At 58.1% G+C, this 14,901-nt stretch carries 12 protein-coding genes, 3 pseudogenes and 2 riboswitches; of the genes and pseudogenes, 3 read left to right on the top strand and 12 right to left on the bottom strand.

Annotated features, from left to right (window positions below; genetic code table 11):
• Positions 1–36: 36 nt before the first annotated feature.
• The 8 genes from AC0L3B_RS37175 to AC0L3B_RS37140 all read right to left on the bottom strand — a co-directional run bounded on the left by AC0L3B_RS37175 (position 37) and on the right by AC0L3B_RS37140 (position 7,921).
• A complete protein-coding gene (locus AC0L3B_RS37175) occupies positions 37–531 on the bottom strand; it encodes a hypothetical protein (protein ID WP_473382418.1) in 495 nt (164 codons plus the stop codon).
• Between the two features lie 6 nt (positions 532–537).
• Positions 538–714 (bottom strand): hypothetical protein, encoded by a 177-nt coding sequence (locus tag AC0L3B_RS37170; RefSeq protein ID WP_473382416.1) that lies wholly within the window; start codon positions 712–714, stop codon positions 538–540.
• 212 nt (positions 715–926) lie between these two features.
• A complete protein-coding gene (locus tag AC0L3B_RS37165) occupies positions 927–1,151 on the bottom strand; it encodes a transposase DNA-binding-containing protein (protein ID WP_473382413.1) in 225 nt (74 codons plus the stop codon).
• Positions 1,152–1,642: 491 nt separating this feature from the next.
• Positions 1,643–1,804: a hypothetical protein gene (locus tag AC0L3B_RS37160; protein WP_473382410.1), complete on the bottom strand. Its 162-nt coding sequence runs from the start codon at positions 1,802–1,804 to the stop codon at positions 1,643–1,645.
• A gap of 568 nt (positions 1,805–2,372) precedes the next feature.
• Entirely contained in the window at positions 2,373–3,158 is a 786-nt protein-coding gene (locus tag AC0L3B_RS37155; RefSeq protein WP_473382423.1) for a carnitinyl-CoA dehydratase, read from the bottom strand.
• A 34-nt stretch (positions 3,159–3,192) separates the two neighbouring features.
• Positions 3,193–5,262, bottom strand: a complete 2,070-nt coding sequence (locus tag AC0L3B_RS37150) for an acetate--CoA ligase family protein (RefSeq protein ID WP_473382408.1) — start codon at positions 5,260–5,262, stop codon at positions 3,193–3,195.
• Between the two features lie 258 nt (positions 5,263–5,520).
• Positions 5,521–6,678, bottom strand: a complete 1,158-nt coding sequence (locus tag AC0L3B_RS37145; protein ID WP_473382405.1) for an acyl-CoA dehydrogenase family protein — start codon at positions 6,676–6,678, stop codon at positions 5,521–5,523.
• Positions 6,679–6,724: 46 nt separating this feature from the next.
• Positions 6,725–7,921: an acyl-CoA dehydrogenase family protein gene (locus AC0L3B_RS37140; RefSeq protein ID WP_473382403.1), complete on the bottom strand. Its 1,197-nt coding sequence runs from the start codon at positions 7,919–7,921 to the stop codon at positions 6,725–6,727.
• A 1,555-nt stretch (positions 7,922–9,476) separates the two neighbouring features.
• Between AC0L3B_RS37140 and AC0L3B_RS37135 the strand changes: the two genes are divergently transcribed.
• The 3 genes and pseudogenes from AC0L3B_RS37135 to AC0L3B_RS37125 all read left to right on the top strand — a co-directional run.
• Entirely contained in the window at positions 9,477–9,950 is a 474-nt protein-coding gene (locus tag AC0L3B_RS37135; protein ID WP_473382400.1) for an aminotransferase class IV, read from the top strand.
• A 230-nt stretch (positions 9,951–10,180) separates the two neighbouring features.
• Complete coding sequence (locus AC0L3B_RS37130; RefSeq protein WP_473382397.1) at positions 10,181–10,735, top strand: hypothetical protein; 555 nt, start codon at positions 10,181–10,183, stop codon at positions 10,733–10,735.
• A 142-nt stretch (positions 10,736–10,877) separates the two neighbouring features.
• Positions 10,878–10,976: riboswitch (glycine riboswitch) on the top strand.
• 3 nt (positions 10,977–10,979) lie between these two features.
• A riboswitch (glycine riboswitch) is annotated at positions 10,980–11,067 on the top strand.
• 61 nt (positions 11,068–11,128) lie between these two features.
• Positions 11,129–11,950, top strand: a pseudogene (locus AC0L3B_RS37125) (FAD-dependent oxidoreductase); the annotation flags it as partial.
• A gap of 68 nt (positions 11,951–12,018) precedes the next feature.
• Here AC0L3B_RS37125 and tnpC read toward each other — a convergent pair.
• The 4 genes and pseudogenes from tnpC to AC0L3B_RS37105 all read right to left on the bottom strand — a co-directional run.
• A pseudogene (gene tnpC / locus AC0L3B_RS37120) lies at positions 12,019–13,574 on the bottom strand (IS66 family transposase).
• A 54-nt stretch (positions 13,575–13,628) separates the two neighbouring features.
• A pseudogene (gene tnpB, locus AC0L3B_RS37115) lies at positions 13,629–13,981 on the bottom strand (IS66 family insertion sequence element accessory protein TnpB).
• The gene (gene tnpA, locus AC0L3B_RS37110; protein WP_473382420.1) at positions 13,962–14,420 is read right to left on the bottom strand and encodes an IS66-like element accessory protein TnpA; all 459 of its coding nucleotides are present in this window, start codon (positions 14,418–14,420) and stop codon (positions 13,962–13,964) included. Before tnpA ends, tnpB begins: the two are co-directional and overlap by 20 nt.
• Positions 14,421–14,451: 31 nt before the next feature.
• The coding region (locus AC0L3B_RS37105; protein ID WP_473382394.1) for a transposase at positions 14,452–14,901 on the bottom strand (450 nt) is incomplete at its 5' end.

Raw genomic sequence — 14,901 nt, 5'->3', positions numbered from 1 at the left:
CCTTAAAGCTAGACTTAAGGTCACACGCTTCGCGAATTACCAACCCTCACGCAAGACGGCCCCCATCGGAGGCGTACTGTGGAACACCTCGACCTTCCATCTCAAACCATACCATTCGAGCTTCTCAATGGCGTCGGTGCGGGAACCAACATGCAGGTCGGTGATCAGCTTCCAATCAATCTTCTTTCTGTTTTTCGGGGTCCCGCGCTCTTCGGCATGGATCACCGTCAGGGTCAGAGCGGGATAGCGCTTCTGCTTTCCGATCGGCGGCAGCACACGAATCTTGCGATACCTGATCTCAAGAACGGCCTGGTCGGGATCGCCGTTTCTGTCTCGGACTTCGATGCGATGGAGCCCTTTGACGGCGACCTCGTCCATTTCGTCGGCGATCGTGTAATCCCCATGTCCAGCCAAGCGGTCGACGCAGGTCCTGATCAGGAAATGAGTTCCGATCTCCTGCGCTGCGCAGAAAAGCTCGTAGATGTCACTCTCGCGATCACCGATATGGATGCATCGTCCCGGATGATCCAAGAGTTGCTAGACTGCTTGAGATTCTCCAACCACCTGCCGCTTTCCGTTCTCGATGAGATTCCAGGTCGGATTGATCTTCTCTTTAAGCGCTGCTGTCTCCTTGAGTTTCTTCCGGGTCCAGAACTTAGCGGCCGCCAACCCCAGCGGCACACCCTCGATTGTAACCGCGAGGCTCGAATGCATCAGGATGCCGCAAACCGTGTGCGATCTAAGGCGACCCGCCTTATCCCGTCCACTGTTTATGCTCTTGGTGATGCCGATCGCTTCTGACTTCTCGCGTTGATAGCTGAACTCGGCTGTGTCGTGCAGAACAAGAACGTACCTTCAGCTGCGGCGGCACGATCACGTGTCGATTGAAAATGGCCGGCCAGAATGTCAGCTTCGCTGACCCGGTATTAGAGAAGAAGCGGTAGGCTGCCTTGGTATTCGCCCAATCCTAGGCAGACGAGCGGAATGCTTTGTCCGATGGCGCTTCCAATCTGCTTGAGCAGTTTGCGGAATCTGCCGCCGAGCCGCGAGTCCCTAAACTCGCACCAACTACTCTCTCGATCAATCCGACATCCACTTTCCAACGATCGCAAACAGCCTTTTGAAGATCGATCCCTTAATGTCAGCCCCATAGAGCACCCCCTCGCGAATCAGGTGCTCAGCAAGGAATCACAAGTGATTCTTTCGACTCAAGATTTCGCCGATCAGCGGATCCGCCCGAGCGGTCAAAGTTATGGGTAATTGAAAGCTTCACCGGACGGGATACGCACCGTCGTATCGTCGGCGTGGATTGGTTCCGCTCTCATAAGATGGAACGGATGGCCTAAAAAATGGGTTCGAGTGCTACCACGCAGGCGCCGACCGGATTGCCAGTTTCGAGACGTCAATTTAGATCCTTTCGCGGACACAGGTCTTACTCTGCCCGTTCAACGGCTGATGCAGCAGGAATTCGAATTGCCAGCAGGCTCAGCACGGCAAAGCCTCGCGGGATCGGATGGGACGACGCCGGAGCCTCTGTGATCGCTTCGCGATCTCGGCGGGAGAACTTCGCGGACATGCTTATCTTCCGGCACCGCGGCATGCACTCCAGGGGTTTCAAGACTACCTCGCCGAGCTTGTGCAGTCACTCGCTGCCGCACTTGCCGCCTACGCAAGGCGCGGCTTCGACGACGCGTTCGATCGGCAGATTGTCCGGCAGCGGACGTCGCGGCGACCGCGGAATTTGCGCGCGCTGCTGTTTGGCGGCTTCCGGCACCGCGAAGTAGACCTTGGTATCCTGCTCCACCCGGGTCTCTTCAAGATCCCCGATGCGAGTTCGAGCTGCTCGACCAGCAGCTTGCCGCGTTCAGAAGATTATCCGAACCGTTCTCGTCGTGACTTGGCTGGCATCAGCTTTAGCCGCTCGATTTCCAGCAGGGCTGGCGGTCACTTCGCTCTTCACCAGCCTCAGCTGTTCGCGCTGCGCAATGTCGCGCGTCAGACAAGGCGGCGCCCACCGGAAGCGCACACTTGAGTTGGCAGCATCAATGCGGAACTCTCAAATCACAAGCTCGACGGAACGTGGTACGCGCCTGGGATCCAGAGCCTGCCACTCACCGGGCCCGATTCCGCCACGGGAAGAGTTGGCGGGGAAGTCAGCGGCCGGCTTGCGCGGACGATGCGGCGGAGGCGGCACCGGCCGTGCGCGATCGGAGACGATCACCTGCAGCACAACGTGCAAGGAAGCGTCGACGGCCAACGGGCAGTTCAACACGTTTTCGACGGACAGCAAGCTGGTCGAGCTCACGCACTGCTGTGTCTAACAGCCGGCATCACGCGCCGTGCATTGATCGCATCACTCTAGGCCAACTGCGCTATCTCCCCTTCCAGACCGGATCGCGCTTTTCGGCGAAAGCCCGTGGTCCCTCCAGCCTATCCTCCGAGCAATGGAGGGCTTCGACACTCGCGAGTTGGCGACGAGAAATCCTATTCATGGCGTCTTGGAACGTGAGGACCTCCGCTACGCGTACCGTCTCCTTGATCGCGGCAAATACGAGCGGCGGTCCGCTGGCGAGTAGTCGCGCAATCTCCCAAACGCGCTCTTCTAGCTTTTCCTTAGGCAGCACCTCATTGACGATACCCCAGTGATGTGCCTCTGCGACATCCATCCAGCGACCGGTGAGCAGCAGTTCCATGGCGATGTGGTAAGGAATGCGCTTCGGCAACTTAATGCTTGCCGCGTCGGCCAGCACGCCGGCGCGAATTTCCGGGAGCGCGAAGGCAGAATGGTCGGCCGCGTAGATCAGGTCGCAGGAGAGCGCAAGTTCGAAGCCACCGCCGACTGCCATGCCGTTAACGCAGGCAATCACCGGTTTATTGAGGCCGCGCAGCTCCTGCAATCCACCAAACCCGCCGACGCCGTAGTCGTTGTTGCCGAGTTCGTCCGTAGCTGCTGCCGATTTGAGATCCCAACCTGCGCAGAAGAATTTGTCACCGGCCGTCTTGACAATCGCGACGCGCAGCTCGGGATCGTCTCGAAACGCCTTGAATGTGTCGCCCATAAGCCGGGACGTTTTGTTATCTATGGCATTGGCCTTCGGCCGATCCAGCGTGACCTCTAGGATTGCGCCTTCGCGGCGGGTGGTGATGACGCCAACCATTCTGATTTTCTCCATTTCCCCAAGCACCAGAGTTTTACTTTTCTCCAAGCACCAGCAGCGCGTCTGCAATCCAGGCGCCCTTGCCTTCTGTACAGACAATCAGCGGGTTAATGTCTAGTTCGTCGATCTCGCGGGAATTCTGCTGAACAAATGTTGCGACGCCTGAAATGGCATCGATGGCTGCCGGTACATCCGCCTTCGGCCGCCCGCGATAGCCTTCCAGCAGCGGATAGAGTTTTAGTCCGCGCAGCGCTGCTGCTATATCGTCGCGTGTTGCCGGCAGCATCAGGGTTACCGTGTCGCGGAACAACTCAACCAGTACGCCGCCGGTGCCCAGCGTCATTACTGTGCCGAACATCGGGTCGCGGACGAAGCCGACGATTAGTTCGGCGATGCCGTCACGCACCATACGTTCGACGTAGAGGCCGGCCCCGAGCGCGAGCAGATCATGCGCGGCGGCACTAACTGACTCGGCGTCGCAGAGATTCAGCCGCACCGCACCAACTTCCGATTTGTGCGCGACGCCTAGCGCCTTCAGTGCTACAGGAACTCCGAGCCCCGTGGATACGATCACTGCCTCTTCCGCATTGCCGGCGCGCTCGCCCTTCGGCACCGGCAGCCCAGCTTTGAGCAGCATTTCCTTGGCTTCGGCCTCCTCAAGTACTAGGCGATCGCCGCCAAGCCTACCTGCAGCCGCGGTGTCGATTGGCTCCGCCCGCGGCCCCGACCACGCGGCGCCAATGAAAGCGCCTGCCTCGGCAGCTTGCATCGCTTCCGAAATCCCTTGTAGAGGTGCTATGCCACGCTCAATGATTCCGGGGATGTACTCTTCAGGCATGTTCTCCGGCAGTGACGAGACAATCGCGCCCCGGGCCTTGTTGGCCTTCAGCGCCGCTTCGAATGCGCGTATATTCGGCCAATAGGTGGTGTTCGAGCAGCGGTCGGGGCGCGGGAAGTCGAGCACCATCATGTTGAGATCAAGGCCACCCGAAACCATTGCCGTGAAGGTTTCGGTCAGCGCCGGCTCGTTGTTCCAGATGAAGGTGTGGTAGTCGAGCGGGTTGGCCACCGCAACCAGCGGCCCAAGCGTCGATTTGACACTGGTGCGGTGCTCGTCGGTCAGGCGGGGAAAATGTACGAGGCGCCCTTCCGCACTGTCCGCCATGACCGACGCTTCGCCACCCGAGCAACTGACCGAGGAGAGGCGGGGGCCAGGCAACGGTCCGGTTACGTGCAAAAGCTTCAGCGCCTCGATGAATGCGGGAATCGATTCGACGCGGGCGATACCAAGCCGCTTCAGGAATGCGCCGGAAGCGACGTCTGAGCCAGCAAGCGAAGCGGTATGCGATAAGGTTGCCTGACGCGCTTGCTCGGAACGGCCGACTTTCATAGCGATGATCGGCTTCTTCAACTCTCTCGCACGCGCCGCAAGCCTTTCGAAACCGGGTACGGAATCGAAGGCCTCGATGTGGAGCCCGAGTGTGGTGACGCGATCGTCCTCAATCAAACCAAGGGCGATCTCGGAGAGACCGATCTGCGCCTGATTGCCGGCGGTCATCAGAAAAGCGATCGGTAAGCCGCGCTTCTGCATCGTCATGCTGATGGCGATGCTTGAAGACTGCGTGATAATAGCGACGCCACGGCTTCCTTCGGCCAGCCTGACGCCACCATGCTGGTCAGGCCACAAAAGTGCACCATCGGCATAGTTGATCAGACCGTAGCAGTTCGGACCAAGCATCGGCATGCCCTTGGCAGCCTTGACCACCTCGCTCTGCAGCCGTTCGCCTTCCTGGTCGTAGGCTCCGACTTCGAGAAAACCGGAAGCATAGCAGACGGCGCCCCCAGCGCCGCGCTCGGCGAGGGCTGAGATCACGTCTACAGTGAGATGCCGGTTCACGCCGACGAAAGCGGCGTCGGGCGCACCGGGCAGATCGGCCACTGAACGGTAGGCCTTTCGGCCGGCAATCTCACCTTTGGTGGGGTGCACCGGCCAGATCTGGCCGCCAAACCCTATCTTAATGGATTGCGCAACAACAGATGCGGCCTGTCGACCTCCGAATACGGCGATAGATTTCGGACGTAGAAGGCGTTCCAACTTATGCATCGATCGGGTCCTAGATTCATATAGCCAAGATCGCGCTGGGGCTCCAACGGCGATCCATCGCCGACTTCTGCGGTGAATTGCGTCAAACAGCAACCCCCCAGAGAGGGCGAGGTCACTGGGATCCTGCGATCAAATTGATCACCGGATTCATATCCAAACTGCTCACGCCCGCAGGACGGTTGCCCAGTGAAGTCTCAACTGGAACACGATGTGCCGGCTTGACGAGTTTACTCACACCGGCGCCTTAATTTTTGCCCTTCAATTCATCGGCTCACTGAGGAGCCCTCCGAGAGCGGCAAGTCGCCTTAAATGAAAGTCTGTGTTCCCAAACGAGGCATCTAACATGGTCACATGCTTGAAATAGTGACCAACGCCGTACTCCATGGTCATGCCGATGCCACCGTGGAGTTGGATCGACTGATGGCCGATCGCCCTCGCCGAGCGCCCGATCTGGACCTTTGCCGCCGAAATGGCGCGCTCGCGTTCGGTCGCCTTGACTTCGCTTGCCATTATTGCGGCATACATTGCCATCGAGCGGGACTGCTCCAGCTCCACAAACATGTCGACCGCCCGATGCTGCAACACCTGGAATGTGCCAATCTTTCTACCGAACTGCTCGCGCGTCTTGAGATATTCGAGAGTGATGGTGTGCATTTTGGCAAAGGAGCCGACGGCTTCTGCGCAAATTGCTGCAATCGCCTCGTCAGCCACTCGCGAAATGACTGGGAAAGCCCTTTCCGGGTCGCCAATGACATTGGCTGCCTCAACGTGCACGTCCTCGAGCTTGATCTCTACCGCGCGCAAACCGTCTTGTGTCGGATAGCCGCGGCGCGAGAGACCCGGCGCATCGGCGTTGACGAGGAACAGGCCGATCCCATCCTCGTCCCGCGTATCCCCGGCTGTTCGCGCGGATATGATGATCTTATCGGCCGAGCCACCGTGGAGAACAAGGGCTTTCGTGCCGTTAAGGATCCATCTGTCTCCGTCCTTTTTCGCCCCCGTCTTAGTGTAGAAAAGGTCGTAGCGCGACTGCGGCTCAGCATAAGCGAAGGCCAATTTCATTCGGCCCTCCGCGATCGCGGGGATAATCTTCGCCTTTTGCGCCTCAGTCGCTCCGTGCCGCAGGATGCCGCCGGCAAGGACAATGGTCGCGAAATAGGGTTCGAGAATCAGCGCCTCGCCGAAGGCCTCCATAACGATCATGGTATCCACCGCGCTGCCGCCGAAGCCGCCATATTCTTGAGCGAAGGGCAACGCAAGAAGCCCGAGTTCGGCATAGCGTGACCACATCGCTTCACTATATCCCCGCTCCTCCGCCTGATAAATGCGGCGGTTCTCGAAGCCGTAACCGTCGAGCAGCAGCCGCGCGACACTTTCTCTGAGAAGCCGCTGCTCCTCCGAAAGATCAAAGTTCAACGTGATATTCTCCTAAACTGGGGCCGCCCAGCGGGCCATCGAGGCATTAGAGGCCGAGGATCGCCTTTGCTATGATGTTCTTCTGAATCTCGTTGGAGCCCGAATAGATCGACGCCGCGCGGCTGCCGAAATATGTGGGCGCGGCCCTCGCGATCCACTCGAGGCCAATCGGTGGCCCGTTGTCACTCTCGAGTTCCTCTTCTGAGAAATAGGGGAGCACATAAGGTCCGGCCACATCCACCAAGAGTTCTGCGGCCGCCTGCTCGATTTCCGAGCCTCGGAGCTTAAGGATGGAGCTTGCAGGGTCCTGCGTGGCCTTCTCCTGCTTCGATGCATTAGTTACCACGCGAAGCTGCGTTAGTTCGAACGCCTTTAGTTGGACCTCGACGGCGGCGGCTTTCTCGCGGAATGTGGCTTGATCGATTAGTCGCTCAGCGCCGACGTGACACTGCGCAGCAAGTCTCTTGGCGCACAGGATACGCTCCTCGGAAATGGCTACGCCGGCGTCTGCGAAGCGTTCGTTGCCGAGAAGAAACTTGGCATAGTCCCACCCCTTATTCTCTTCTCCGACGAGATTCTCAACCGGAACACGGACGTTGTCAAAAAACACCTCGTTAACTTCGTGACCGCCGTCGATTAGCTGTATCGGACGCACACTGACGCCTGGCGTCTTCATGTCGATCAAAAGAAAAGAAATCCCTTGCTGTTTTTTCACATCAGGATCGGTCCTGACCAAGCAAAAGATGCAGTCGGCGTACTGCGCCCACGTGGTCCAGATCTTCTGGCCATTGACGACATAGTGACTGCCATCACGCACTGCTCGTGTCCTGAGTGAAGCGAGATCGGAGCCCGCGCCCGGCTCAGAGAAGCCTTGGCACCACCAGTCCTCAGCGTCGGCAATACGCGGCAGATAGTATTTCTTCTGCGCCTCATTGCCGAAGGTATAGATGACGGGACCAACCAAAGACTCGCCGTATCCGAACTTAAACCGCGCGGGAAGAGCTCGCACCTCTTCTGCGAAAATATACTGCTGCAAGGGAGTCCACCCCGCTCCTCCATATTCTTTAGGCCAAGTCGGGACACCCTTCCGATTGAGGATACGCGCTCCCGCAGCCCTCTCGTCTTTCGACAACCGACGGCCTTCGGCTAATTTGCGTGGTATCTCCGGCAACATGTTTTCACGCAAGTCCTGCCGCACTTCTTCGCGAAAGCGCCGCTCTTCTTCTGTGAATGCGAGATCCATTGAATCTTCCCGTGTCTAACGCTAGTTCGAACTGCCACAATTGTGATTGCGGAGCACTGCCAAACCTTGAAGAAGGTGGGCCTCGATCAGAGACGTTGCATCGAGATCACCCTCAGCATAACGCCCCTCGCGAACTTCATAAGGACGCCCCCGCAGCCCACAACGGCCGACCGCCGCTCCGGATCAGCACCACATGCGACCTTCGCTCGACCGGGAGGACAGCACCTATGACCATGCAGGCATGAACACATTTGAGCCATTTCACCGCTATGCCACGCAAACGACACATCTGAATAAACAGTACCGGTTCTGCATGCAGAAAATAAATAATATAGTGGCTGATAAGCAGAAATCCTGCGTCTCCCCGTCAAGCCTTGAAGCATTACCTCTTCCTATCCAACGGTGATCGAAGAAAGGCGCCAAAGCTCCCTCCCCCACTATCCCCATTCCAGCTCTATTGCTGGTTGGCTTCACAACGCGACTGTCATCTAGCTCTAGTGGCCGATGAGCGCACGGGCGCGCAAGGCGGCGCGGTGCCGAATTCGCATCAGCGAGATCCAGAGCTGTGCATGAAGGACATTGAGTCGGTGAGGATAGCGGGCTCTATGCGTACGCGCTTAGTGCGGCCTAAGCCATGTCCTCGAACGAGGTCACCTCCTGATCGAATACGGAGCAGTATCGAAGAAACGCTCAACGCAGTGCGGCCTCACTGTGTCAACGAAGGGTGCGGCGTCAAAGCGCCTGCGGTCGCTTCGAATGCACCCGACACCGACATGCGAAATTGCCCGATATCAACCAGATTCGGAGCCGCGAATTTCCTTCTATGCTGAGGGCGCCAGAGCCGAAATGCGAAGAGCTCGCCGCCTGGCCGCGTTCCTTTTGTACGAAAGCTTCACGTTTCGGACGGAGAATTTAGACTAGGCGAGATGCCAGATCCGAGGAATGCGGCTCGTTGGGCTTCTAACATCCAACGTGACCAGGTTCAGTGGGCCGGCCGTGCCGATCCTCGACATCTTGATGGAGCACCATGTCCGCGATCCTTTTGTCCCAAAGCAAGAACTTATTCCTTGTCTCAATCCCTCCTATTTCCAATGACTCCGATGAAAGAGCCCTCACCCCCGCTTTCGGCAATCGATCAGCATCACATCGGTCAACGGCGCTACCCTCATGGGGTCGCCTTCATGGATGGGCAGTACCTTCCGATGTCCGAGGCCAAGATCTCTGTGCTCGATTGGGGTCTCCTCCACTCGGACGCGACCTACGAAAACGTGCACGTGTGGAACGGCCGGTTTTTCGGTTGGATCTGCACCTTGACCGATTTCCGGCAGGCGTCGAACGTCTTCGAATGAAGCTGCCCTACAATCGCGAGACAATTGCTTCGATCCCCAAGCAGTGTGTCGCTATTGTCGGGTCATAAATCGGCTTACGTTGAGATGATCTGCACGCGCGGTTCATCGCCGACATTCAGCCGCGATCCCCACCTTGCAGAGAACCGGTTTATCGCGTTTGCGGTAGCTTATGGTTCAGTTGCCAAAAGGAACAACTGGAAAGAGGTTTGCGCGTCGCGATTAGCGAGAGTGTCCGCATCCCGCCGGGTTCAGTCGATCCCACGATCAAGAACTATCATGGGCTTGATCTCGTAAAGGGTCTTTTCGATGCCTACGACGAGACGGCGCTGATCCTAGATACGAACGGGCATATCGCCGAGGGTCCAGGCTTCAACGTGTTGGTAAAGGACGGATCGTTGAGAACGCCGGCTCTTGGCGTGTTACCGGGTATTGCGCGTCGGACCGTGTTCGATCTTTGTGCTGAGATTGGCCTCGCCGCCACTGCTGCTGACATCAGTCGTGACGATATCAAGAAGGCTGACGAGGTGTTCATTACCTCTACTGCCGGCGGCATTGTGCCAGTGACGCGCATCGACGACACGACGATCTCCAAAGGCCAGGTCGGGCCCATCACCCTCCAGCTTACAGATCTTTCTTTGCCAAAGCACGCGGATCCCGCATGGTCGACTGCTATCATTTAACCATGATCGGAAATGAACCATGCGCTCGCAAATTGGTCAGCGACTTCGTGACATCGAAAGCTCCAGAAAGTCGAGCAAGAGATCGCCTCGCCTCAGTCGACGCATATACACCTGCGCGCACTTGGCGAGCGCGAGCTCCTGAACATGTGCGCCAACAATTATCTCGGTCTGGCCAATCACCCGGCCCTGGTGCGAGCCGCGCATACAGGTCTCGAACGGCAGGCTTTGGAATGTTGTCCGTGCGATTCAGTTGCGGAACGCTCTCCGTTCACCGAGCGCTTGAAAACAGGCTTTCCAACTACCTTCGGGGGGAAGATACGATCCTAATCGGGTCGTGCTTCGATGCGAACGCCGGGCTATTTGAAGCCTTGCTCGAAGCTGCCGATGCGGTAATCAGCGACCGCCTGAAATCGAGCGAATTGAAAATCGAGGCAGCGGATCGCCGGACCAGCAGCGAACTTAACCTGCCCGCGCGACGAACAAGAGCGAATCCTGCCGCCATAAGCCAGAGGCGTCGACGCAAGTGGCGTGAAGAGCCCCTCATCGAGCAGAGCGACCGCGTCAGGCGTGCAGGCCTCCATTTTGGCTCGACTTTGAAAGAGATGCATGCCAAGCACAGCTTTGTAGGGTCCTACACCACCGCAGATTTATTAGAGCGTCGCCACGCAAACCTTGTGCGTTCTTTTGAGGATCACGCAGTATTTCTGCGCTGGCTGCCGATAGCTCGCTGGAAACCAATGGGACATCCAGCGAATGCAATCATCAAAAAAGCGAGATCAGCATAGTACTAGGCAACAAACCACCTGCTAAGCTGGGTGGGGAGCTAGGGCAAACATCGAGTTGTCGCTTACGCCGCCGATTTTGGGTCCGACGATTCATCGCGGCTTGACAGGTAGTGAGTACGACTGAGAGTGTTATCGTGTCTGATGATTGTGTGCGGGAGAGCGCGATAAGCCTGCAAAGGCGTATCACCGCCGACGGAGCAACTCCCCAAGGAACTCTCAGGCCCATGACCGCACACCGAGGACGATCTGGAGAGAGGTGTCGGTCAGCCCCCACCGAAGGGGACCGTGATCCACGACGATCGCGGACAAAGCTCTCAGGTGCACGGACAGATTTGGGGACGGAGACATGGCGAAGCCATTCACCGTTCGTTCAATCCTGTCTTGGAGCATACGATGAGCACGATCATCATAATCGGGTCCGGTATCACCGGAGTTACAACTGCCCATGCCCTGGCCCGCCGCGGCTATTCGGTTACAGTCTTTGATCGCCAGCGCTATCCGGCGATGGACACTTCGTTTGCGAACGGCGGCCAATTATCGGCAAGCAATGCGGAGGTCTGGAAATAACGTCGCAACGATCGTAAAAGGCTTGAGGTGGCTGCTGCGCAAAGATGCACCATTGTTGCTGAACCCAAGCCCCAGTTTTCACAGCTATACTTGGCTGGCAGAGTTCGTAAGCCAGATTCGAAACTACCGCCAGCACAACACGATCGAAACGACGAAGCTAGCGATAGCCGCTCGCAAGCATCTTTTTGAGCTAGCCGATCAGGAGAGCATCGATTTCGACTTGGAGCGGCGAGGAATTTTGCACGTTTATTCGAGCAAACCCGAGTTCGATGCGGCCTCTCGCGTGAATCAGTTGCTGCTCAAGGGCGGATTGGATCGCCGTCCCGTGACGCCTTCTGAGATGCTTACAATAGAGCCAGCTCTGCGCGATCAGTATTATGGTGGCTTCTTTACCCCGTCTGACTCAACCGGCGACATTCACAAGTTCACGCGCGGCCTCGCTGCGGCTTGCGAGCGAGGAGGCGTACGCTTCGTCTTTGATGCAGAGGTCTGCGGCATGCGGTCCGACCGAGACGATGTGGTCGTACACTGGAAACGAGGTTCGCAAGGAAGAACTCAATGCCGAACGCGCAGTGGTCTGCGAAGGAGTCGGCAGCCGCCGCATTGCTTCAATGCTGGGGGACAACATACATTTATCCCGTCAAGGGTAAGCGCTCATTTTCCCGCACGTTGGCGGCCCTTGCAACAGCTGATCGCTTTCAGACGGACGGATCGGGTCAGGCTGCGGCGGCGTCGAGGAAGTTGAAGGGCAGGAGATCGTCGATAGCTGCGTTCTCGGGGCGCTGAGGCAGTTCCGTAAGGACGTGGCGCAACCACGCTAACGGCTCAACGCCACAAGCGCGGCAGGTCAGCACTAAGCTTAGACGATGGCGCTGGCCTTGGCTCCGTCGACGGTATCGCTGAACAACCAACTCTTGCTGCCAGTTGCAAAAACCCTGATGTCGCGCTCCAGAAGATTATTGTCGATCGGCATGCTGCCGTCCCCGGTGTAGCGCGTCAGATAATCCCACTGGTTCAGTGTGTAGGACACAGCGTCGCCGAGCTTGCTGTCAGGCAAGACCTTCGGGGCGATTTCAGTGAGCCATACCTTGAGAGCATTGAGGATGGGGACACTATGTTGCTGGCGGAAGCGGCGAATGCATTCGGCCTGTGTTTCACCCTTCTCCGGTATTTCGTCCCGCGCCTGCCTTTCAACCCGGTAGAGCTGTTCGAAGAACCGGAGCGCCTGTTCCGGCGGCCCGCCACCCTTTTTTCTCGCTTTGAGTGCGTCGACGAAGCGCCGCTTGGAATGGGCCATGCATCCAAAGATGGGTGGCCCCCGCCAGTGTAGCCATCGCTCATCAATATCCCGCGGTAATCGCCGAGGAAGCCTGCGGGTGTATCTGGCCGCGGCCCGGCTGATATTCGAGCAGCACGATCGGCTCGTCACTGTCCTCGCCGCTCCGGTAAGCCCACATATTGACGTGCTGGCGGCCTCTCTGTCCATTTCCTTCAGCACCTGGACCGTGGTCTCGTCACCATGGATGAGGGGCTGCGATCTGAGCCGTAGCTTCAGCGCGTCATAGATGCGGGAGAGATGTTTTTCGCTCGAGCCGATCACCCAGTGGCCCAGAGCGCCTCGGCTGACACGAACGCCGGCGCGCTCGAATGCCTGCGCCAGGCGGTAGAGCGGTGTGCCGTCGACATACTTATGAACGAGCGCGAAAGCCAGCGTCGAGGCCGTAGCGATGCTGCCTGGCAAAGGTTGCGTGGGTATTGGCGCGATCACGACCGGCGTGTTGATCCCGGTGCGGTCGCAATGACGGCAGGCATATTTGAACCGCACATTCTGCAGGACCTTCGCCTTCACCTCGATATGAAGTTGCTCGGTAACGGTCTCGCCCATGCGATGCATCTGGTGACGGCAGCAAGGACAAGCCTTCTGGGCGTCGGGAAGGTCATACTCGACACGCTCGCGCGGCAGGTTTTCCGGCAAGGCCTTGCGGCCGCGCTTCTTTCCCGTCGCCCCTTCGCTCGCCGGCAAGCCCGTGTCCGGCAGGACAACGACATCGCCATCTTCGCTGTCGGCGTCGTCCTTATCCGCGGCCTGTTCGGCTTCATTGAAGAGGCGGTCAATGTGCTTCTCGCCCTTCGGCGCAAAACGATACAGCCGCGCAAGGGCCAACTCTTCCTCAAGTTTAACGACCCGTTCGGCGAGTTGACGGTTCTCCGCCTGCAGCGCAGCAATGCGCGCCATCAACTCTTCAACAGTCAGTTCGCCGGGTCGATTCATCAGATTCTTGAATCGAAAGCATGTCGCCGCGTCAACCGCACAATTCGGGAGCCGTCAGCCTGCGACCTGATATTGCCGCACTGGATGGCGGACCATTGCGTCAATATCGATGCCGTCGAGAATCCAGTGCAATTGCTCGGTCGTAAGCTGGACGACCGTAGCCTCCCGGCGCGGCCACCTGAACCTGTCCTCGGTCAGCCGCTTCCGGACCAGCACAAAGCCCGACCGATCGAAGACAGCAGCTTCATCCGGTCGCAACGGCGATTGCAGAACGCAAAAACCGCCGGAGCAAACGGATCGAGCGCCATCGTCTCCTGCACCAGAACCGCAAGGCTGTTGATGCCGGCTCGGAAGTCGATCGGCTCGCGGTGCAGATAGACTTGCAGGTCAGCGACCAGTGTGAACATGACACAGCGCTCCGATTACGGCTGCCAACGCATCCACATCACCGCAATCCAGCGTCAACTTCACGCCGTTTGGCAGCGACGCGCTCATCTTGGCTGGAGAGGGAAAACATGCAGCCCTTTTGGGTTCCGACCCACGCACTTCATCACGGGTCGCCGGCAAATCCACCGCAGCCATACTACTCTGTCGCGACAGGGCCCGATCGGCAGCACTTTCAATCTGAACCGGGATGAACGCCGGCGGTGAGGACGGCGGGAGGGATTGGGTCTCCGCGCGCTTCTTGATCCACTTCCGAAGAAGGTTCGCATTGGCCCCATGTTCGAGCGCAAGCCTTGATACCGACACGCCAGGCTCAAGGCAGGCCGCGAATGCGGGGTCGTATCGGCGGCGCCCGTTCCGACAGACAAGCCTCACCCGCGGTTTCTGCTCATCTTCTTCCATCACTTGGTGTCCACCTATTTTGGTCGACACCTCATGCATCAGAGCACTCAACAGCAAAAGGTGCGTAGAAATTCGCGCTTACACCTAATGGATACGGACGCGATGTCAGCAATTTGCGAATGTAGCCGTCGCCGCGCTTACTGATACCACCCAAACGCTCCTTACCCCCGGTCGAATGCTGCTTCGGTACTAATCCAAGCCAGGCAGCGAAATGCCTTGCCGAAGCGAACTGTTGTGGATGGTCGACAGACGCCGCCAGGGCGGAGGCGGCAAATGGGTCGACGCCCGCCACCTTCATGAGACGCCGACACACTTCATTGTCTTTGGCAGTTGCAAGGATCATCTTCTCGTAGCTTTCAATGTGTAGCTCAAGGTCTTCGATCTGATCGACAAGGATTGAAAGGGCGCTACGCGCCCTCTGTGGGATGCGCTCGTCAACGTCCACGAGTGCCATGAGCTCTCTCGCGTTTGCTTTTCCCTT

The organism is Bradyrhizobium sp. Kon56 (assembly GCF_055807635.1).
The sequence above is the reverse complement of the archived record's forward strand: the minus strand, read 5'-3'. Positions and strand labels throughout refer to the sequence as shown.